This window comes from Clostridium guangxiense, from assembly GCF_021043395.1.
Classification (GTDB): Bacteria; Bacillota; Clostridia; order Clostridiales; family Clostridiaceae; genus Clostridium_S; species Clostridium_S guangxiense.
This window is the reverse complement of the sequence record NZ_JAJNKE010000018.1, coordinates 1-20,258: the sequence shown is the minus strand read 5'-3', so window position 1 is coordinate 20,258 and position 20,258 is coordinate 1. Positions and strand designations below refer to the sequence as shown.

Genomic DNA, 20,258 nt, shown 5'->3' with positions numbered 1-20,258 from the left:
CCAAACCCCGCGTATTATAAAAAGCTCCGATATCTAATTCTAGAAGGATAATGGGCTTACGCCCAAACCCCGCGTATTATAAAAAGCTCCGATATCTAATTCTAGAAGGATAATGGGCTTACGCCCAAACCCCGCGTATGTTTAGTTTGCCATTGTTTTTATTCCTTTAGTTACATTATCCTCCATAGCTTTTGCTGCTGCTTCTGGAGTTGATTTTCCAGTAGCAAGTAATTGAAGTGCATTTTTTGCTGGATCCCAAACTGCTGATACTTCAGGAACATTAGGCATTGCCTCAGCATTTTTAGCTTGCTCTAAGAAAGCTTTAGAATTTTCATCAGTTACCTGTATTGACTTTTTAGCTGGAAGTCTGTTTCCTACCTTTCCAAGTGCAGTTAAATTCTCATCCTTTTGAAGGTATTTCATTAAATCCCAAGAAAGTGATTTATTCTTTGAATTTTTAAGAACCATTCCAACTTGAACTCCCATAAGTGATTTAAAATCTTTACCATCTACTTGAGGAAGCTTTACTATTCCAAAATTTACTCCGGCTTTCTTAAGTGGATCAACATCCCAAGGTCCACTAATATAAAGGCCAGTTTTCTTACTTTGGAAATCTCCCTTAGCTATATCACCAGTAATACTAGATTTCATAAATCCATCTTTAAATAAATCATTAATTAATTTTAATCCTGGAATTGCTTGAGTTCCTAATCCAACATCCTTAGTATCTAAAGCTCCATTGTTATTCTTAAACATATATCCACCTGTTGAAGAAATCAATCCATATGAATAGTAGAAGTTTGTTACATCATATTCAAATCCAACTTGCTTTGCTTGTGTTATTAAGTCATCCCAAGTTTTAGGTGGATTCTTTACTTTATCCTTATTATAGAATAATGCATATGTTTCAGTGAAGAATGGAACTCCATACTGTTTTCCTTGATATTTACCAGCATTCACAACGCTATCACTTAAATAATCGCTGTCATTTATAGTTCCAGAAGGTACCTCATCCAATATTCCTGCTTTAACGAAAGCACCAGTATTATCATGAGCAATTCCTATCATTACATCCGGAGCTTTTGGACTTTTAGCTACAACAACAAGTTTATTAAACTCATTTGAGTCTTTTGAAACTTTAACTTTATTTCCTGTCTTTTTAGCCCAGGCCTCACATTCTTTTCTAAGTTCTGGTATTTCAGGACCATCTAAATGTGACCATACAGTTATAGTCTGTCCAGTTTTTTTACTTGAAGTACTTGATGATGAACCACATCCAACTAGTGTAGTAGCTACTACCATAGTAGTGAGCACAGAAGCAATTACTTTTGCATACTTTTTCATTTTAATTTCCCCCTTAAAAATGATATATATTAATTATTTCATGCAACCGTTTGCAGTACATTATTATTATATAGTTTATTTTTTCATTAGTCAATAGCTTTTGATAACGTTTTTATATTTTTTTTATAAGTATATTTATGTATAATAAATATACTTTGTGTCGCATATGACATTTTATTCATTATTATTCCAGCAAACGGTTTCCCAAAGTAATTTTAGATAAACCTACAAAAAAAATATAAGTAAAATTATTACTCACTTATATTTTTAAAGATAAAATTTGCAGCATTTATACCAGCTTTGTATGCTTCATCAGCAATACTTTCTACATAATCATGCTGATGAATAACATTTCCGCAAGCAAAAATTCCACTTACACTTGTTTCCAAATTCATATCTACATAGGGTGAACCTGAAATCTTTGAAAGTGAAACATTTGCCTTTATCATTAGCTCATTTTCTGGTGAAAATCCTAATGCTAAAATAAGAGCATCACATTTCATGAACTTTGCACTATCTTTAATTACTTCATTATTTTCATCTAACTGAGCCACATACACTCCTTCAATTCTTCCATTACTTTTTATTTTTGTTACTGTATTCTTTGTTAAAAGTGGAATATTAAAATCTCTTAAACATTCCTTTTCATTCTTTTTATTACCAACACATCTGTCTCCTCTTTCAATTACAGCCTTAACCTCTGCCCCTTCTATAGTCATCCTCCTTGCAAGTATAAGTGCAATATCCTCTGATCCTAGTATTACAGCATTATTTCCAGGCATATATCCTTCTATATTAATAAACTTTTGTGCTGTTAATGCAGAAAAAATACCAGAGCAATGTGTTCTATGAAAAAATATATTACTTTTTGTTTTTTCTCTAAATCCTACAGCAAATATTACAGCTTTTGCTTTTATTTCAAGTACTCCATCACTTTCATTTACAGCTGTTATATTCATCCTATTATCCATATCAATTACTGTCGTATTAACTTTATATTCTATTTTCATATCTATAATTCTATTTTTTAGTTTATTTGCATATTCAGGCCCAGTAGTTCTTTCATCACCAAATCCATTATGTATGCACTGGTTTAAAATTCCTCCAAGCCTATCTTCTCTTTCAATTATAAGAATATTTTTAACTGCAGCTTCACTAGCTGAAATTGCAGACATGAGCCCAGCTGCTCCCCCTCCTATAATAACCAAATCATATCTTGTCATCGACACCCCTCCATACACAACAATTCTAGCCTAACTATATAATTTTTTCAATAATAAAATATACTTTTCTTTATATGTTAATAATATAGTTTAAGATTATTAATATACTTATTTCTTTTTTCTGGTATAATGTATATAATAAGCAATTTATAGTTGTAAACGTGAATATTGGAGATGATACTTATGATTAAATGTTCAGTATGCAAAAAAAATGTAGCTGTTATATTTACAAATAAAATTGTAAATGGAAAACAGGATTTAGTTGGATTATGCCTTCCATGTGCAAAAAAAATGGGCATTTCACCTTTAACTCAAATGGTTGACACAAAAGATATGAAAGAAGAAGATTTTGAAAATTTAAACGAACAAATGAATGAAATGCTTGGAAATATAGATTTAAATAAAATTATATCAGATGAGTCTGGCAACTCTATAATGAATCTTTTTAACAATGCTATATCAGGTGAATCTCAAGATATACCTGAAGAAGAAAAGGTTTCTGAAACTACTACAAATAAAAAAGATTCTAAGCCAAAAAAGGCTAAAAGGAAAAAGTATCTTGATGCCTACGGTACTAATTTAACAGAAAAAGCTAAAAATAATAAAATTGATAAAGTAATTGGCCGTCAAAGAGAAATTGATAGAGTTATTCAAATTTTAAATAGAAGAACAAAAAATAATCCTATATTAATAGGCGAAGCTGGTGTAGGAAAAACTGCTATAGCTGAAGGTTTAGCTGTTAGAATATCAGAAAAAAAAGTTCCTGTAAGATTTTATGATACTGAGGTTTACCTTTTGGAACTTAATTCAGTAGTTGCCGGAACTCAATTTAGAGGACAGTTTGAGGCTAGAATGAAAGGCATCATAGATGAGGTAAAACAGTATGGAAATATAATTCTTATAATTGATGAAATTCACAACATCATAGGAGCTGGAAATGCAGAAAGTGGCTCGTTAAACGCTGCAAATATCTTAAAGCCATCGCTTGCCAAAGGTGAACTTCAAGTAATTGGTGCTACAACAATAGAAGAATATAGGAAATATATAGAAAAAGATTCTGCACTTGAAAGAAGGTTTCAACCTGTATTTGTAGATGAACCTTCTCCTGAGGAAACTATTGAAATATTAAAAGGCATTAAAGGTTATTACGAAGATTACCATAAAATAATAATACCAGATGAGATAATAGATGCTGCTGTAAAATTATCTGATAGATACATTTCAGATAGATTTTTGCCAGACAAAGCAATTGATGTAATAGATGAAGCTGGTTCAAGAGCTAATCTTAGGAATAAAGGCCTTGTTGAACTTGAAGCTTTAAATGAGGAAATGAAAAAAATAGAAGCTCAAATAGAAAATGCTTCTCAAAACAATGACTTTGAAAAAGCTGCTGAATTCAAAGTTGAACAATGCAGAATACAGGATAAAATAGATAACTTTAAAAATCAATATAAAAATATTGTTCTCACTCTAGATGATGTTGCCTCCGTTGTAGAATCATGGACTAAAATTCCAGTAAAAAAGATAACAGAAATTGAGGCCGAAAAACTTTTAAACTTAGAAGAAAGACTTCATAAAAAAATAATAGGGCAAAATGAAGCTGTATCAAGCGTAGCAAAGACTATAAGGAGAAATCGTTCTGGATTTAAGAAATTAAGAAAACCCGCTTCTTTCATTTTTGTTGGTCCTACTGGGGTTGGTAAAACAGAACTTGTTAAAACCTTAGCAGAAGAATTATTTGAAAATAGTAATTCATTAATAAGAATTGACATGTCTGAATACATGGAAAAGCACACAGTATCAAAGCTTATAGGAGCCCCTCCAGGATATGTTGGATATGATAACGGCGGACAGTTAACTGAAAAAGTAAGGCGTAACCCTTATTCTGTAATACTTCTTGATGAGATTGAAAAAGCTCACCCAGATGTGTTTAATATACTTCTTCAAATCCTTGAGGATGGTAGACTTACAGATAGTCAAGGTCGTACAGTTCACTTTGAAAATACAGTTATAATAATGACTTCAAATGCAGGAACAAGTTTAAAATCAAATGGTATTGGTTTTACAAGAGATAATTATGTTTCTCTTTCAAATAGAGTTGATGATGTTTTAAAAGAAACTTTTAGACCAGAATTCTTAAACAGAATAGACGAAACCATAATTTTTACAGAGTTAAATAAAATAGAGTTAAAACAAATCATAGACTTAATGCTTAAAGAAATTTTAAGAGAAGGAAAAGAAAAAAATATTGATATAGAAGTTTCTGATGACGTAAAAGATTTTATCTTGGAAAAAGGATATGATAAAAAATATGGTGCACGTCCATTAAGAAGAACTATACAGAAATATATAGAAGATGAACTTGCAGAACTTTATTTAAAAGGTGAATTCAAAAACGTTAACCGCATAAAAATATATATGAAAGATGGAAAAGTGAACTTTGAATAAGCTTAAATCAAGGAACATTTAGGCTCATTATAAAGTTTTATAATAATTGATATCAGTTCTTTGTCATGAATGCTTAAGTTATATCTTTAATGCTTTAACTATACTAATAGCATATACAAAACGAACGTAAATATTATAGCTTTACGTTTGTTTTTATATAATTCCTCTAACGTTGAATCAAAGCATAAAAAATTATTAAAGGGGATTTTATCATGAAGGATAAGAATAACAAAACAAACGATAAACAGAAAAAAGATTCTATTAAAACTTTTATTGCAAATATTAAAAATGGTGAATTTGAAAAAACATGTGATGAAATTTCAGTAAAAATAAGGTTGCCAAAAAATAAGGTTGCATATAATTTTGCAATAAAAGTTTTAGCTACAATAAATCGTGAAAGTATTATAGCATTTAATACATTTGAATTAAATACGTTTGAGGATATATGCAATGCTTTACTATCTGTATTAAAAACACCCTCATACAATGAAGATTCAAAACAAATATTAGGGAATTTTAATGGTTGTGATATTAATTTTGATGTTGTTTGTACAATCTCTGCTGTAAATAAAAAACTTAAGCCAAGTGAGATAATAGTTGGTGAGTTTAATAATTTTACATATAATTTAAGTGATAAATCTATAATCGGAAACAAATATCTTTATATAACTAATTTAGGCAACCTTATAAGCTATGATGAAGGTGGCCTTTTTGCAGATTCAAAATCTACCGTTTGGAGTTCTATAGAATACTCATTCCTTAAAGATTCATGTAAATTTCAGTTAAGTCCATATTTAACAAGAATAAAGGCTACCATATCCATAAAGGATTATTTAAAACTTTCTCTTAAAACAAATAATTTTTTAATAGATTATACAAGCTTACCAGCTATAATGTACACAAATAATAATTTTTCAGTAGTAGACATAAACTACACTAATGACAGCTTTACAATAATAGGAGAAGATAATAAAAAATTTTATGTGAGATTCATTAAAAGCATAAATTTTCAAAATGAATGGTAGCAATGCTCTATAACAGCTTTTTCAGATGAAATCAACGATATTATTGACCTTAAATTTATATTCTTTAATGAAATCACTTATCAAACTATAAAAAATGATTATCTAAAAATTGATCAACACATGCTCTTATTTAATCACATCAATTCTGAAGATACAATTTATTGTGAACAAACCTGCAAGCAAACAGTAAACTTACATTCCTTAAGTGTTTCTAACTATAAAGATATTTCCATTTACAATAAAAATTTAATTTTAATCAGCAATAAATATATTAAAATATTAGACTACAATATATGTGTACCCAAATTAGTTTTAAATTTAGATGAATGTACATTAATAAATAATCCTTACTCTTCTGATATTTATATAGACTATAAAACAGGTATACTTTCAGCTAACAATATTTTTAATCTTAATTCAGTAAACGGCATATCTGAATTAAATGATAATTACTGTTTTATTCTAAAAAATGATATTTATTATTTGTTAAAAATAAGTATGTTTGAAAATTGCATAAAATTTATTAATTGCACTGATGAATACACTATTAATTATAAAAATATTAAATCTTTTGATTTGCTAGATAATCAATATAATGACATTATCAAACTTCAGATAAATTCTTCATCTCAATATACTGTAATTTTAAGTAATGATTTATATATGAGCTTATTGAAAAAATGGATACATTCAAAATTAGCTTCATTAAATGATTTAAATTCCACATATTATGTTTGGTCTAAATCTTTGAGAGATATAATAATATTTTACTATTTTTCTTTACCAGTTGGATTAAAACTCGCCTTAAATAATATAATTGGAGAAAATAGAACTGTTGATTCCTTGAAAAAAGATGATAAAATAAAGATAATTAATATTTTATACAATGATCTCAAAGAATATAAAAATTCGCTTATGGAATTTTCGGCATATTTTTCAACAGAATTATTTTCAGAACAATCAAAAGATGCTAATCCTAAATTTAAAGCATCCTTTGATATATTACAAAGAGAAATGACATTAGCTTATAATCAAATAAATACACATATTAATAGTTGTATAAATGAATTGAATCATTTAACATCTTATGTGTATCCTGAACTTGATATAAGGGAAGCAATAAATAAAGCAAGCAGAAAAAGATTTGGAAGAAATTCTTTAATATACGCTGGACTAACTCTTATCACTGGAGGTATTAACTTTTTAGTAGGCGCTGGTATAAACGGAAGTGGTATATTTGATCAATTGGATAGAGAAAAAATTAATGACAATATGGAAGAATCAAAAATTAATATATATTTAAATAATACTATTAACTCATTATATACATTTATAGATAAAATGATGCCTAGATATATTGCTGATATAAATGAAATGGTTGCCAATTTAGCAGGTTCTATAACTCCTTTTTATAGTAATGATGATATAAAATTTTTAAAAGTATGTACAGAAAATAACAAACTATTTTTAGAAACATCCATAGATGATAACCTCTTAAAACGCAAGCAAATTTTAGTAAGATACATACTTGATAAAACATCAAAATATGAAACTAACTTTTTACAAAGTTCGGGAAGTAATGTAAAAAGACTAACTAGAGCCGAATATTACAAACAATTAGAAGGAGGAAAATAATATGTTGCTAGATCCATTTGAAAATTTAAGCTCTTTTATTGATTCTATTAATCAGATTCCACAAGATATATGTGCAGATGAAAACCTAGATGACCCAGAGGATATGCATTTCGTTTCTCCACACTGGGTAGATGGCTATATTACAGATGATGGTACAGATGTTGATGGATACTGGCGAGATGGTGATGGTGATACAAGCCACGATTTGAGTATCGAAGATGGCGGCGGTTATTGGGCTCATGATCCATCCTAAATTTATATTCTAATTAATTATCTACAAAATAGGGCTGTTGATTATTATCACAACAACCCCCTAATTTTTTATTTATTAAGTTTTAAGATTTTCTGCAGTGAAACGGAAGAAAATCATCCTTCACTGTACTCTGTGCTCTCTACTCTGTGCTCTTTTTTCTAAGCCTTTCTAAATTACTTGTAAAAATACTAAACAATTTAATTTAAAAATTTCATGCATTCCAGCTATATATTAAAACTCTCCGTCACAAAGCTTTACAAGTTTTTCTCTTATCAATTCTGAGTCAACCTTAAAAAGAATGTCTATCTCAATTGTAAAACATTTTATAAGCTCTTTATATTCTTTCATATATGGATAGTCTTTAAGTGCTCCACACTGCATAATCTCAAGATGCTTATTTATTCTAGTTTCATATTCAGATAGCTTGTCTATTTGTGAGTAATAGTTAAAAAATTGCTGCATTTCTAATCTTGTAAGCTTTGATGAAATTTTAGCAAAAGCTTCAATCCAATTTTTCATGACTGTTATACTGCTTATTTTTACAAGAGTGAACCGTTTATTTTTAAAAAGTCTATTTGTCCTTTCCATATCTGCTTTAATAAGTCTGGAATAATTTCTTACACTTTCTCTAGATTTTATATCACTTATTTTTTTAGCATAACTCATCCTAGCCCAAACAGTAAGAAAACATCCCATTGACATACCTATAATAGTACAGTAAAAAATTGTTTTTATTGATATATATGTTTTTCCTAAATTTTTATAATATATATAAGGGAACACACTTCCAATCAAAAGCACAATCAAAATCATTACCCATACTATTATAAATATGTGTTTTTCTAAAAATCTGTAAATCCTATAAGTCTTTTGCTTTCTATAACTTCTTTTTTCGCTGCGTTTTTTTATATTTAACTCAGCTACCATATGTATTCATCACCTCTTAAATACTCTATAATGGTATATCTCTAGTAATACAATACATATTATAGCATAATTTCCGTTTTTTTACAATAAGTATTTTATCTTTCGCCTAATTTTAGGTTTGGAATTGCATTTATGTCAAAAGAAGCTGTCCTCCCTTTTTTATATTCAAAATAAGCTGCACTGGCTATCATTGCTCCATTATCTGTACACAAGATTGGTCTTGGCACCATTACTTTTATTCCAAGTTTTTCTCCTTCTTGTATCATTTTTTCCCTTAAAAATGAATTTGATGCCACTCCTCCTGCTACTGCTATTCTATTAACCTTTTTAATTTTACAAGCTTTCATAGTATTATCCACAAGAAAATCAACTACAGACTTTTGAAAAGAAGCTGCAACATCTTTCTCACTTATATCCTCATTTTTCATCTTTTTTGTATTTAAGTATCCAAGCACTGCTGATTTAAGTCCACTAAATGAAAAATCAAGAGAATTATCATGAAAATTTGCTCTTGGGAATTTGATAGCATCCGGGTTACCTTCTTTTGAAACTTTCTCTATTTTAGGTCCTCCTGGATAACCAAGTCCAATTGCTCTTGCAATTTTATCAAAAGCTTCCCCTGCCGCATCATCTCTTGTTTGCCCTATTACTTCAAACTCTCCGTAATCCTTCATATAAACTATAAACGTATGTCCTCCCGATACAACTAGGCACATAAATGGTGGCTCAAGTTCAGGATATTCTATGAAATTTGCACTTATGTGCCCTTCTATGTGATTTACACCTACAAAAGTTTTATGTGCAGAATAAGCAAGCCCTTTTGCATATTGAAGTCCAACTAAAAGTGCTCCAACAAGCCCCGGTCCATATGTAACACCGACAACATCTATGTCATCTAATGTCATATTTGCATCACTAAGTGCTTTTTCAACTACAAAAGAAATATTTTCAATGTGTTTTCTTGAAGCTACTTCCGGCACCACTCCACCAAATTTCGTATGAATATCTATTTGAGATGATATTACATTTGATAAAACCTTTCTTCCATTTATAACAATCGATGCAGCAGTTTCATCACAACTGCTTTCTATTCCAAGTACAACTATATCCTTTTTCATTAAAATTTCCTCCAAATTACTTTGTAAGCAAAACCAGCTAATCTAAAACTATGTATGCACTATAATTTTAAAGTATAAATATTTTAAATGCTGCAGTGGTTTCACTTTTATGCACTTTATATATTTTATCACAATGAAAAAGTCTTATAAACCTTATACAATATAAAAAGATTCCAAAATACTATTACTTCGCCTAAATTCGGTTGGCTTAATCTAATTCTTCACCATTTGTAGCTATGACTTTCTTGTACCAGTAAAAGCTTTTCTTTTTTAACCTACTTAAAGTTCCTTTTCCTTCATTATCCTTATCTACGTATATAAAGCCATAACGCTTTTTCATTTCACCAGTTCCTGCGCTTACTAAGTCTATACAACCCCAAGTTGTATATGCGATTAAGTCAACTCCATCTATTATGGCCTCTTTCATTTGCTCAATATGCTCTCTTAAGTATTTGATTCTATAATCATCATTAATGGAACCATCCTCTTCAATCGTATCAACAGCCCCTAAACCATTTTCAACAACCATTAATGGAATTCTATATCTATTATAAATATTATTTAAAGACCATCTTAATCCCTTAGAATCAATTTGCCAATCCCAAGCACTTGCTTTTAAATATGGATTTTTTAATCCAGTTGAAACATTTCCTTTTGATTTATCCTTATTTCCTTCAGCACTTACGCAGTTTGAACTATAATAGCTAAAAGTATAAAAATCAACACAACCTTCTTTTAAAACTTTATCATCATTTTCTTCCATAGCTATGTTTATATTATTTTCTTTAAAATATCTTTTTGCAAATCCTGGGTATTCTCCTCTTACCTGTACATCCGAACATAAAAAGTTATTAATATTATCCTTTTCTTGAGCCAGAAGTAAATCGTCTGGATTACAAGTAAGTGGATATGTACACATGTAAGCTATCATACACCCTATTTTAAAATTATTATTTATTTCATGTCCTAGTTTTACCGCCTTTGCACTTGCTATAAACTGGTGATGAAGTGCTTGAAATCTAAGCTGCTCATCATCAAACTCTATATTATTAAGTTCTCCATTTCCTTTTGGCATAATTGCTCCACCCATAAATGTTCCAAAAGGTGTCGTCAAACAATTAATTTCATTAAAAGTAAGCCAGTACTTTACAACATCCTTATATCTATTAAAAATAACATCACAGTATCTAACAAAAAAATCCACTAGCCTTCTATCTGCCCACCCATTGTACTTCTTAGTTAGACTAAATGGCGCCTCATAATGTGATATAGTAACCAAAGGCTCAATATTGTATTTTTTAAGTTCCTTAAATACGTTATCATAAAACTTTAACCCTTCCTCATTGGGTTTATCATCATCCCCATTTGGAAATATTCTTGACCACGCTATAGACAACCTAAATACTTTAAAGCCCATTTCAGCAAACAGTTTTATATCTTCTTTATACCTATGATAAAAATCTATACCCTCATGATTTGGATAATATTCATTTTCATCTAAAACGGGAGTAATTTTTCTAGAAGTTGTATGAGTTCCACCAGTTAAAACATCAGCACCACTAAGCCCTCTTCCGTCCTCATCATATCCACCTTCAAATTGGTTAGCTGCCGTTGCCCCACCCCATAAAAATCCATCTGGAAATCCATTAATTAAATGTTGCATAGCTCTTCCTCCTAATTTAATAAATATATTTCGTAATATATATTATCATACATGTTAACCGTTTTCATTGCAATAGATTTAATAACATTACTATATAAAATTTGTATACCTATATTTAAACTGAACATATGTTTGTGTTATAATATTTAATGTAGCTTAACAAAAAATTAAATACAATAAATTTATTATACGAATATAAACAGGGAGTATCACATGAAGAATAAATATGCAAAGATAGTAGTTGATGGTTCACCAATTTCAAAATCAAATTTCAAATTGTTTAATGTAAACGGAAGAGCTATTTTACCATATAATTCTGGTAAGTACCACGATAGATATGCCTTATATGAAGAACAAATAGCTTACGCGGCCCGCAGTCAAAACCCAGATACTTTAATCGATGAAGCTGTTATAGCAATACTCAAGGTTTTCTATAAAAGTAAAAAAAGACACCCAGATACAAATAACATAACAAAAAGCATATTTGACGGGGTTGAAAAAAGCGGAATAATAGTGAATGACGCTCAAATAAGACGAATTATAATAGAAGAATTTTATGATAATAAAAACCCTAGATTTGAACTTGAACTTTTTGCAGAAAGTAAATTTAAAATTAGCTATTCCGTACTTGAAAGAAAAGAAGAGGAAGAACCTATATTATACGGTCCTCCACCAAATAGAAAAAAAGCTTCCGTTTCATCTCTTTTAAAGCATAAAGCTGAAGCTAAAGATGACAATTCCATAGTATGCCAAGTATGTGGAAAAGTTGTTTCTAAATCAAACTGCATATCTGCAAACAGCGGCAAACTTATAATATGTAAGAATTGTTTTTCTAAGTTACTGTAAATTATTTTTAAGTGCCATTATTGCCATAATATATCCGTAAAAACCAAATCCACATATCTGACCAATACAAGCAGGAGCAGTGACAGATTTCCTTCTAAACTCTTCTCTTGTATGAATATTGCTTATATGAACCTCTACAGTAGGAATATTCACACCTTTTATAGCATCATATATTGCTATACTATAGTGAGTATAAGCTCCTGGATTTATGACAATACCATCTACCTTTTTATTGTACGCATCTTGAAGAAAATCTATAATTTCTCCTTCTGAATTGCTTTGAACCACTTCTACATTTGCCTCAAGGTTTTTACCTTCGTTTTGTATATATTCGCATAAATCTTTATAAGTATTTTTTCCATATATATTTTTTTCTCTTATCCCCAAAAAATTGATGTTAGGTCCATTTACAACTAATATATTCATATTATCCCCCTCTTTTCCAGTTCAATTCTTATATGCTCTATTACCTTTTCAACATTTTCATCATTAAGTACTTCAAAGTCACAGTACTCTTTATAGAGTTCAAATCTTTCTTTATAAAGTTTTTTTAATTTCTCTTTTCCTTCTTTAAGAAGCGGCCTCGTTTCTGTATCTACATCACTCATTATTTTATTAAGAGGTCTGTTTATAAATACAATTATTCCTTTTCCACTTAAGACAGTCATATTTTTTCTTCTTTTTATGACTCCTCCTCCTGTTGATATAATCATATTGTTCATGCTAGATAGCTCTATTACGGTTTTACTTTCAATATTTCTAAATACCTCTTCTCCATCTTTAAAAATATCCGAAATACTCTTTTTTTCAGTTTTCTCTATATACTCATCAATATCAATAAATTTCATTTTAATTTTTTCTGACAAAATTTTACCTATAGTTGTTTTACCGCATCCAGGCATGCCTATTAAAATCACATTATTTTTCACCATGGCCGCTCACCTTTTCAATCAAGCTTTCATATATCTCATCTACAATTTCTTCATCAATTAGAGTATCATTCCAAATCTCTTCTGAAGCAATAGCCTGACTAACGAGCATATAAAGACCATTAACAGCCTTAACCTTGCTTTCTCTTGCATGCTTTAGAAATTCTGTTTCAAGAGGATTGTATATAAGGTCAACTGCTGTGGAAAATCTAGCTACAATTTCTTTATTTACTGGTGAAACTCCCGTCTTAGGAAACATCCCAGCTGGTGTACAGTTTACTATAATATCTCCATTTTTAATGTTGCCAAGTTCTTTATAATCTATAATTTCATAATTACCGAATTCACTCAAAGCTTTTTCTGGATTTCTACTTACAATATATAACTTTTTGCACTTATTATCAGAAAGATATTGTATTACGGCTTTTGCTGCCCCGCCGCTTCCTAATACTGCACAAATTGAATCTCGAACTTTTACATCAAACTTTTCAAGCATTTTTCCAAAACCTATATAATCAGTATTGTACCCTCCTAGTTTGTTTTCTGAAAACTTCAAGGTATTTACTGCCCCTATATTTTCAGCTTCTTTAGATATATAATCTAAAAATTTAATAACATCAGTTTTGTATGGTATTGTTACATTAATTCCTTTGCAGCTTATAAGTTTAAAACCTTCCAATGCTTCTTTTAATTTATCCTTAGGAATTTCAAATAAGTTATATATAGCTTTTTTATCGGATTTTTGAAATACAGATTCATGGATTTCTGGTGAAAAACTATGTCCAAGCTTTTCACCCAAAAGACCATAAATTTCAGAGCCTTCTTTCTCTTTTTGTCCCATTTCATTTTCTTCTAATTTTTTGCTTACATTCATAAGATTTATAAAGAGAGCTTCCAATGAATTTGAAAGTTCTTTATTCTTTAAATAAGAAATATTTTTAGTTATAACCTCTTTTTCTCTTTTAGAATTAAGCACTGGAAGATTATTTTTCTTTTTGTAGTCTGCAACTTTCTTTACAAGCTCCATTCTCTTTTCAAAAAGCTTAGTTAATTTCCTATCCACTTCATCGATTTCATTTCTTATATTGTCAAGTTCATTCATCTTTATCACCTCGAAATAATATCAAGAATACCAATTGCACATACTGCTTCTATAACCGGAACTGCTCTAAGCGTAATGCATGGGTCATGCCTTCCAATAATAGCTATGTCGTCATTTTCCTTTGTTTTCAAATTTACTGTTTTTTGTTTTCTATATATTGATGCCGTTGGCTTGATAGCTGCTCTAAATATCAAAGGCATTCCGTTTGTTATTCCTCCAAGTATTCCTCCATTATTGTTTGTATAAGTTTTTATATTCTTATCTTCATCATAATAGTACTCGTCGTTTGCTTCAGAGCCTTTAAGTTTAGCTATATCAAAACCCAAACCAAACTCCACTCCCTTAACTGCCGGAACAGAAAATAACAAGTGACTCAAAGTGCTTTCAACAGAATCAAAAAATGGATCACCTAAACCTACTGGCAAATTTAAAGCACAGCATTCAATAACTCCTCCTACAGAATCAAGTTCATCTTTTACTTTAAGTATTGCCTTTTTCATTTCTAAGCCTTTTGCATCATCCATTACAGGAAATTCCTTACTTACAAGTTCCTCAAGAGTTTCTTTATTTATATTGACTTTATCAAAATACTTTTCTTTAATGTCATGAATGCTTAAAATATGACTTCCTATTATTATGTTTTTTTTCATTAGAATCTGCTTTGCAACAGCTCCTGCAAAAACCAGAGGCGCTGTAATTCTTCCAGAAAAATGTCCGCCTCCTCTATAGTCATTAAAGCCTTCATATTTTACAAAGCCAGTATAATCCGCATGTCCCGGTCTTGGTGTATCTTTTATATTGCTGTAATCACTTGAATGTTGATTACTATTCCATATAAGTGCTGTAAGTGGAGTTCCTGTAGTTTTTCCATTAAAAAAACCACTTACAATTTGCACTTCATCTCCTTCTTTTCTCTGAGTAGAAAACTTATTCTTGCCAGGGGCTCTTCTTGCCATTTCCTTATTTATAGCTTCCATATCAAGCTCTACTCCTGGTTCTAGTCCGTCAATTACAATGCCTATAGCTTTTCCATGTGATTCTCCAAATATAGATACTTGTATTTTATTTCCCCACACACCACTCATCTACATCGCCTCCAAGTTTTTTAAAATCGTAAAAGAACTGTGGATATGATTTTTCTACACATTCACTTCCTTCTATTACAAGCTCCTCTTCACATTTTAAGGATGCAATTGCTAAAGCCATAGCTATTCTGTGATCATTCCAGCTTTGAACTTTTCCGCCTTTTAAAGTTTTCTTTCCATGTATTATAAGTCCATCTTTCTTTTCAATTACTTCTGCACCTATTTTATTAAGCTCTGTGCTTATTGCACTAAGTCTATCTGATTCTTTTATTCTAAGTCTTTCAGCATTTATTATTTCGGTAGTTCCACTGCTTAATGCTGCTAAAACAGTCAAAATTGGAACTAAGTCCGGACATTGAGATGCATCAATGGTAATTCCTTTAGTATTTGAAGTTTTGGTACTAAATTTATTTGTATCTATATCTCCGCCCATAGCTTTTATAAGCTTTACTATAGCTTTATCGCCTTGAAGTGAACTAGCATTCAAATCTTCACATACTATATTTCCATTTAAGATTCCTGCTACAAGCCAAAATGCAGCTTGCGAAAAGTCTCCTTCAACTCTATAATTTTGGCCTTTGTAATTTTGATTTCCTTTTATGTAAAAACTCTTATAATCATTATTTGCAATAACCACACCAAATTTTTTGAGCATATCTATAGTCATATCTATATATCCAATAGATTCAAGCGGTGTTGTTATTTCTATTTTTGAATCTCCATTAAGTAATGGAAGTGAAAACATAAGTCCACTTATAAACTGAGAACTTATATTTCCCTTAAGCTTAAATGTACCTGGCTTTAAATCCCCATTTATGCTAAGAGGAAGAAATTCCATTTTAGGATGTGAATATTCTATACTCTGTTCATCAAATATATTAAAATAAGGTTCTAAAGGTCTTTTAGACAACTTGCCCTTACCATAAAAAGTGGATTTTCCATTGTATAAAAGTGATACTGGAATCAAAAATCTTAATGTAGAGCCAGATTCACAGCAATTAAGCTGCTTTTCCACATCCTCGCTGGTTTTTCCACCTTTAATAATTACTTTATTCTTATTATCAAAATAAGAAATGTAAGCTCCAAGTTCCTTCATACAGCCCAAGGTAGCATCAATATCTTTTGAATAAATCAAATTTTCTATAGCACTTTCCTCCTTTGAAAGTGAAGCACATATTATAGACCTATGGCATAGACTTTTAGAAGCTGGTATTTTTACAATTCCTTCCAAGCTCGAAGGATTTATTTTAACGCATCTCAATCTGTACACCCCTTTAAACCTTTAAATATTTATCCATCTCTGATTTTTTTATCTTTTTTATAAAGCATTCGCCTATATTCTTAATTAAAATTATATTTATAAAGTCTCCTCTTGTCTTTTTATCTAATGCTGCTGTTTCAATTATCTTATCCTTATTAAGTCCTTCTATATTGTAACTTAAATTATATTTCTCTAAAACCTTTTTTATATCTAAAGCAGTTTCCTTTTCTGTAAGTCCAAGTTCTTCACTGTTTTTAGTTATTGCATACATACCATACGCAACACCTTCTCCGTGAGTGTACTTTTCATAATTAAAAAATTCTTCAACAGCATGGCCTATAGTGTGTCCAAAATTAAGTATCATTCTCTCGCCATTGTCTTTTTCATCATTTTCAACTACAGCTTTTTTAATGCTGCAGCAACTATATATTATATCTTCTATATTTTCTAAAAGTTCACTGTCATCTTTAAAATTCATTAACTTATAAAATAGTTCCTTATTTCTTATTGCCCCATATTTTATAACTTCTCCCATGCCATCATGGAGAAATCTTGTACTTAGTGTTTTTAATAGAGTTGGATCAATGAATACAGCTTTAGGATGATAAAAGTTTCCTACTAAATTTTTACCTTCTTTAAGGTCAACTGCTACTTTTCCTCCTATGCTGCTGTCTATTTGTGCTAAAAGAGATGTTGGAATTTGAATGTAGGAAATGCCTCTTAAGAATGTAGCTGCTGCAAAACCGCCAAGATCTCCAACTACACCTCCACCAAAAGCAATTATTAAATCGCTTCTTGAAATCTTAACCTCCGCAAGTCTAGAATATACTTCTGTAAGAGTTTCTATACTTTTGCTTTTTTCTCCAGGCTTAATTACTATTTTATGCAAATCATATTTTTTTAAACTTTTGCATAATCTTTCATAATATAACTTTTCTATGTTTTCATCAGTTATAACTACAATTTTTTGCCCTGAGTAAACTTTAGATATTTCTTCTTCTAAGTTATCTATAATTCCATTTTTTATATAGATATTATAGTTTGCATCTGCTAAATTAATATTTAAAGTTTTCAATTTAATTCCCCCTTTTTTACAGCTGCATTTTTCATGATGGTCTTAAGTCTTTCTGAATCATCATTTTCAATTGCTTCTTTTATATCCGCAATGCTTTCTTGAAATTCATCAATAGACTTTAATAAATTATCCTTATTACTTAAAAAGAGTTCACACCAGAGCTCTGGATTTATGCTAGCCACTCTAGATTCATCTTTAAAACTTCCACCCACAAAATTTTTTATATTTTTATCTACTCCTTTTGAGTTTATAAGCGATAAAGCTATTACATGTGGAAGCTGACTTGTTACAGCAATTAACTTATCATGCTTTTCTGGTGTAACAATAGAAATATTTTCAAATCCAATTGCTCTTATTAAATCTTCCATGTAATCTATAGTTGTTTTTTTATTTTTTTCAGTTGGTGTTAAGATATAATTTGCTCCCTTAAATATATCTTTAGAGGCATACTCAAATCCGCTGGATTCTTTTCCCGCCATTGGATGTCCTCCTATAAATTCTACATCATATCCATTTAAAATACTTTGAATTATATTTATATTATTCCCCTTTATTCCAAGAACATCTGTAATTATAGCCTCTTTTTTAAAACTTTTCGCATTTTTCTCTATTATGTTTACAGCAGCCTGTGGATATACTGCAATAATAATAACATCTGATTTTTCGATAGGGATATGTGCTGAAGAGTCACAATATCCCTCATCTATTATTTTCATATGGGCTGCCTTTTTCAAGGTGTTTTCATTTGTGTCCACGCCCCATACGTGTCCATTATTAATTTCTTTAAATGCCATAGCGTAAGATCCGCCTATAAGCCCCAAACCAATGACGGTTATATTAATATTAAGAATTTTCTGCATTTAATTCACCTTCAACCCCATACTTATTACATTTCTCTATCTTCAACTGCTGCAATAGCCTTAAGTTTTCCCATAAGTGCATCAAATTTCTTAGGCTTTATTGACTGTTGTCCATCGCACAAAGCATGTTCTGGATCATTATGCACTTCTATTATAAGTCCATCAGCGCCTGCTGCTATTGCTGCCTTTGACATTGGTTCAACCATCCACCATAATCCTGCTGCGTGACTTGGATCAATTATTATTGGCAAATGGCTTAATTTTTTTATAGCTGGTATTATACTTAAATCAAGGGTATTTCTAGTATAAGTTTCAAACGTTCTTATTCCCCTTTCACATAAAATTACATTTTCGTTTCCACCAGCCATTATATACTCGGCAGACATTAAAAATTCTTCTACTGTAGCACTTAATCCTCTTTTTAAAAGTATTGGTTTTCTTGTTTTTCCAAGCTGCTTTAAAAGTTCGAAATTTTGCATATTTCTTGCTCCAACTTGAATAATATCTACATCCTCAACAAACCTATCAATCATATCTGCTGACATTATTTCTGTTACTATAGGAAGACCTGTTTCCTTCCTTGCAAGCTTTAATAAATCAAGTCCTTCTTCTCTTAACCCTTGAAAGCTGTATGGTGAAGTCCTTGGTTTAAAAGCACCACCTCTTAAAAATGAGGCTCCACTTGCCTTTACACTTTTAGCTATTTCAATAATTTGCTCTTCACTTTCAACCGAACATGGTCCTGCTATAACAGGCACTTTATTTCCACCTATTTTTATTCCACATACATCTACTACTGTATTTTCAGGATGAAAAGCTCTATTTGCTTTTTTATAAGGTTCTTGTACTCTCATTACTCTATCGACACTTTCACAAGCCTGTATTTGTTCTATATTAACATCACTTGTATCTCCAAGTAATCCTAAAACCACATAATCCTTTCCATTCATTACAGTTACCTTACATCCATATCTCTCTAGAATACCTTTCATTCTTGCAATTTCATTTTCTTCTACGTTGTGCTTTAATATAACTACCATAAAAATTAGCCCCTTCCATTTACTTATTATTTTTATAAAAAAAATAGAGCTCTTTAATGAGCTCTATATTTTAACAAAAGAATATCAAATATTCGTAAGTGTATCAATATATATAATTTAACTTGTAAAACCCATTAGAAAGAAAATCTTTTATTTTTTTGTATGAAAAAATGCCAGCGCCACTAAAGTAATAATAGCCCAAGCTAAAGTAATAAAAGTTTTTAGTTGTATTTGCCTTTCTAAAGTTTTTCATAAGTAATCACTCCAATTAATTTTTAAGAATCGCTTTGAGGTAATTATAACACACATAATATTTATGTCAACAACGAAGGGTTGTTTTGATAATATAATTATGATTGAAAAGTGATAATGTCTTAGTGTACCACATTTGATTATGTCCTCAAAAACAAAATTTATAGTATAA

General features: G+C 30.2%; 19 protein-coding genes. 5 read left to right on the top strand and 14 right to left on the bottom strand.

Going from position 1 to position 20,258, the window contains the following annotated elements; translation table 11 throughout:
* Positions 1–141: 141 nt before the first annotated feature.
* Both LQK79_RS11590 and LQK79_RS11585 read right to left on the bottom strand, forming a co-directional pair.
* Positions 142–1,344, bottom strand: coding sequence for a sugar ABC transporter substrate-binding protein (locus LQK79_RS11590; protein WP_053242114.1), 1,203 nt, complete (start codon positions 1,342–1,344; stop codon positions 142–144).
* Positions 1,345–1,595: 251 nt separating this feature from the next.
* Positions 1,596–2,567: an NAD(P)/FAD-dependent oxidoreductase gene (locus tag LQK79_RS11585; RefSeq protein ID WP_231016667.1), complete on the bottom strand. Its 972-nt coding sequence runs from the start codon at positions 2,565–2,567 to the stop codon at positions 1,596–1,598.
* Positions 2,568–2,750: 183 nt separating this feature from the next.
* On the opposite strand from LQK79_RS11585, the gene LQK79_RS11580 reads away from it, so the two are divergent.
* The 4 genes from LQK79_RS11580 to LQK79_RS11565 all read left to right on the top strand — a co-directional run bounded on the left by LQK79_RS11580 (position 2,751) and on the right by LQK79_RS11565 (position 7,928).
* Positions 2,751–5,015: an ATP-dependent Clp protease ATP-binding subunit gene (locus LQK79_RS11580; RefSeq protein WP_231016666.1), complete on the top strand. Its 2,265-nt coding sequence runs from the start codon at positions 2,751–2,753 to the stop codon at positions 5,013–5,015.
* A gap of 212 nt (positions 5,016–5,227) precedes the next feature.
* Positions 5,228–6,040, top strand: coding sequence for a hypothetical protein (locus tag LQK79_RS11575; RefSeq protein ID WP_231016665.1), 813 nt, complete (start codon positions 5,228–5,230; stop codon positions 6,038–6,040).
* 120 nt (positions 6,041–6,160) lie between these two features.
* Complete coding sequence (locus tag LQK79_RS11570; protein ID WP_231016664.1) at positions 6,161–7,675, top strand: hypothetical protein; 1,515 nt, start codon at positions 6,161–6,163, stop codon at positions 7,673–7,675.
* A 1-nt stretch (position 7,676) separates the two neighbouring features.
* Positions 7,677–7,928 (top strand): hypothetical protein, encoded by a 252-nt coding sequence (locus LQK79_RS11565; protein ID WP_231016663.1) that lies wholly within the window; start codon positions 7,677–7,679, stop codon positions 7,926–7,928.
* Positions 7,929–8,159: 231 nt separating this feature from the next.
* Here LQK79_RS11565 and LQK79_RS11560 read toward each other — a convergent pair whose 3' ends face one another.
* The 3 genes from LQK79_RS11560 to LQK79_RS11550 all read right to left on the bottom strand — a co-directional run bounded on the left by LQK79_RS11560 (position 8,160) and on the right by LQK79_RS11550 (position 11,636).
* Entirely contained in the window at positions 8,160–8,855 is a 696-nt protein-coding gene (locus LQK79_RS11560; RefSeq protein ID WP_231016662.1) for a hypothetical protein, read from the bottom strand.
* Between the two features lie 95 nt (positions 8,856–8,950).
* On the bottom strand, positions 8,951–9,973 hold the full coding sequence (gene tsaD / locus LQK79_RS11555; RefSeq protein WP_053242890.1) for a tRNA (adenosine(37)-N6)-threonylcarbamoyltransferase complex transferase subunit TsaD: 1,023 nt from the start codon (positions 9,971–9,973) through the stop codon (positions 8,951–8,953).
* 208 nt (positions 9,974–10,181) lie between these two features.
* Positions 10,182–11,636 carry a glycoside hydrolase family 1 protein gene (locus tag LQK79_RS11550; RefSeq protein ID WP_231016661.1) on the bottom strand — a complete coding sequence of 485 codons (1,455 nt, stop codon included), beginning with the start codon at positions 11,634–11,636 and terminating at the stop codon, positions 10,182–10,184.
* Between the two features lie 213 nt (positions 11,637–11,849).
* Between LQK79_RS11550 and LQK79_RS11545 the strand changes: the two genes are divergently transcribed.
* Positions 11,850–12,482 carry a RusA family crossover junction endodeoxyribonuclease gene (locus LQK79_RS11545; RefSeq protein WP_053242891.1) on the top strand — a complete coding sequence of 211 codons (633 nt, stop codon included), beginning with the start codon at positions 11,850–11,852 and terminating at the stop codon, positions 12,480–12,482.
* Here the strand turns inward: LQK79_RS11545 and aroQ are convergent.
* The 9 genes from aroQ to LQK79_RS11495 all read right to left on the bottom strand — a co-directional run bounded on the left by aroQ (position 12,474) and on the right by LQK79_RS11495 (position 20,087).
* Complete coding sequence (gene aroQ, locus LQK79_RS11540; protein ID WP_053242892.1) at positions 12,474–12,908, bottom strand: type II 3-dehydroquinate dehydratase; 435 nt, start codon at positions 12,906–12,908, stop codon at positions 12,474–12,476. The two genes, LQK79_RS11545 and aroQ, sit on opposite strands and share 9 nt — an antisense overlap.
* Positions 12,905–13,411 carry a shikimate kinase gene (locus tag LQK79_RS11535; protein ID WP_053243351.1) on the bottom strand — a complete coding sequence of 169 codons (507 nt, stop codon included), beginning with the start codon at positions 13,409–13,411 and terminating at the stop codon, positions 12,905–12,907. Before LQK79_RS11535 ends, aroQ begins: the two co-directional genes overlap by 4 nt.
* On the bottom strand, positions 13,401–14,513 hold the full coding sequence (gene aroE, locus LQK79_RS11530; protein ID WP_053242893.1) for a shikimate dehydrogenase: 1,113 nt from the start codon (positions 14,511–14,513) through the stop codon (positions 13,401–13,403). The genes LQK79_RS11535 and aroE overlap by 11 nt, the downstream gene beginning before the upstream one ends.
* Before the next feature lie 5 nt (positions 14,514–14,518).
* Positions 14,519–15,598: a chorismate synthase gene (gene aroC, locus LQK79_RS11520; protein WP_053242894.1), complete on the bottom strand. Its 1,080-nt coding sequence runs from the start codon at positions 15,596–15,598 to the stop codon at positions 14,519–14,521.
* On the bottom strand, positions 15,576–16,859 hold the full coding sequence (gene aroA, locus LQK79_RS11515; RefSeq protein WP_053242895.1) for a 3-phosphoshikimate 1-carboxyvinyltransferase: 1,284 nt from the start codon (positions 16,857–16,859) through the stop codon (positions 15,576–15,578). The genes aroC and aroA overlap by 23 nt, the downstream gene beginning before the upstream one ends.
* Before the next feature lie 13 nt (positions 16,860–16,872).
* Positions 16,873–17,934, bottom strand: coding sequence for a 3-dehydroquinate synthase (aroB, locus tag LQK79_RS11510; RefSeq protein ID WP_231016660.1), 1,062 nt, complete (start codon positions 17,932–17,934; stop codon positions 16,873–16,875).
* Complete coding sequence (locus tag LQK79_RS11505; protein ID WP_231016659.1) at positions 17,931–18,794, bottom strand: prephenate dehydrogenase; 864 nt, start codon at positions 18,792–18,794, stop codon at positions 17,931–17,933. The genes aroB and LQK79_RS11505 overlap by 4 nt, the downstream gene beginning before the upstream one ends.
* 26 nt (positions 18,795–18,820) lie before the next feature.
* On the bottom strand, positions 18,821–19,834 hold the full coding sequence (gene aroF, locus LQK79_RS11500) for a 3-deoxy-7-phosphoheptulonate synthase (RefSeq protein WP_053242896.1): 1,014 nt from the start codon (positions 19,832–19,834) through the stop codon (positions 18,821–18,823).
* Between the two features lie 103 nt (positions 19,835–19,937).
* On the bottom strand, positions 19,938–20,087 hold the full coding sequence (locus LQK79_RS11495) for a hypothetical protein (RefSeq protein WP_231016658.1): 150 nt from the start codon (positions 20,085–20,087) through the stop codon (positions 19,938–19,940).
* Positions 20,088–20,258: the final 171 nt, after the last annotated feature.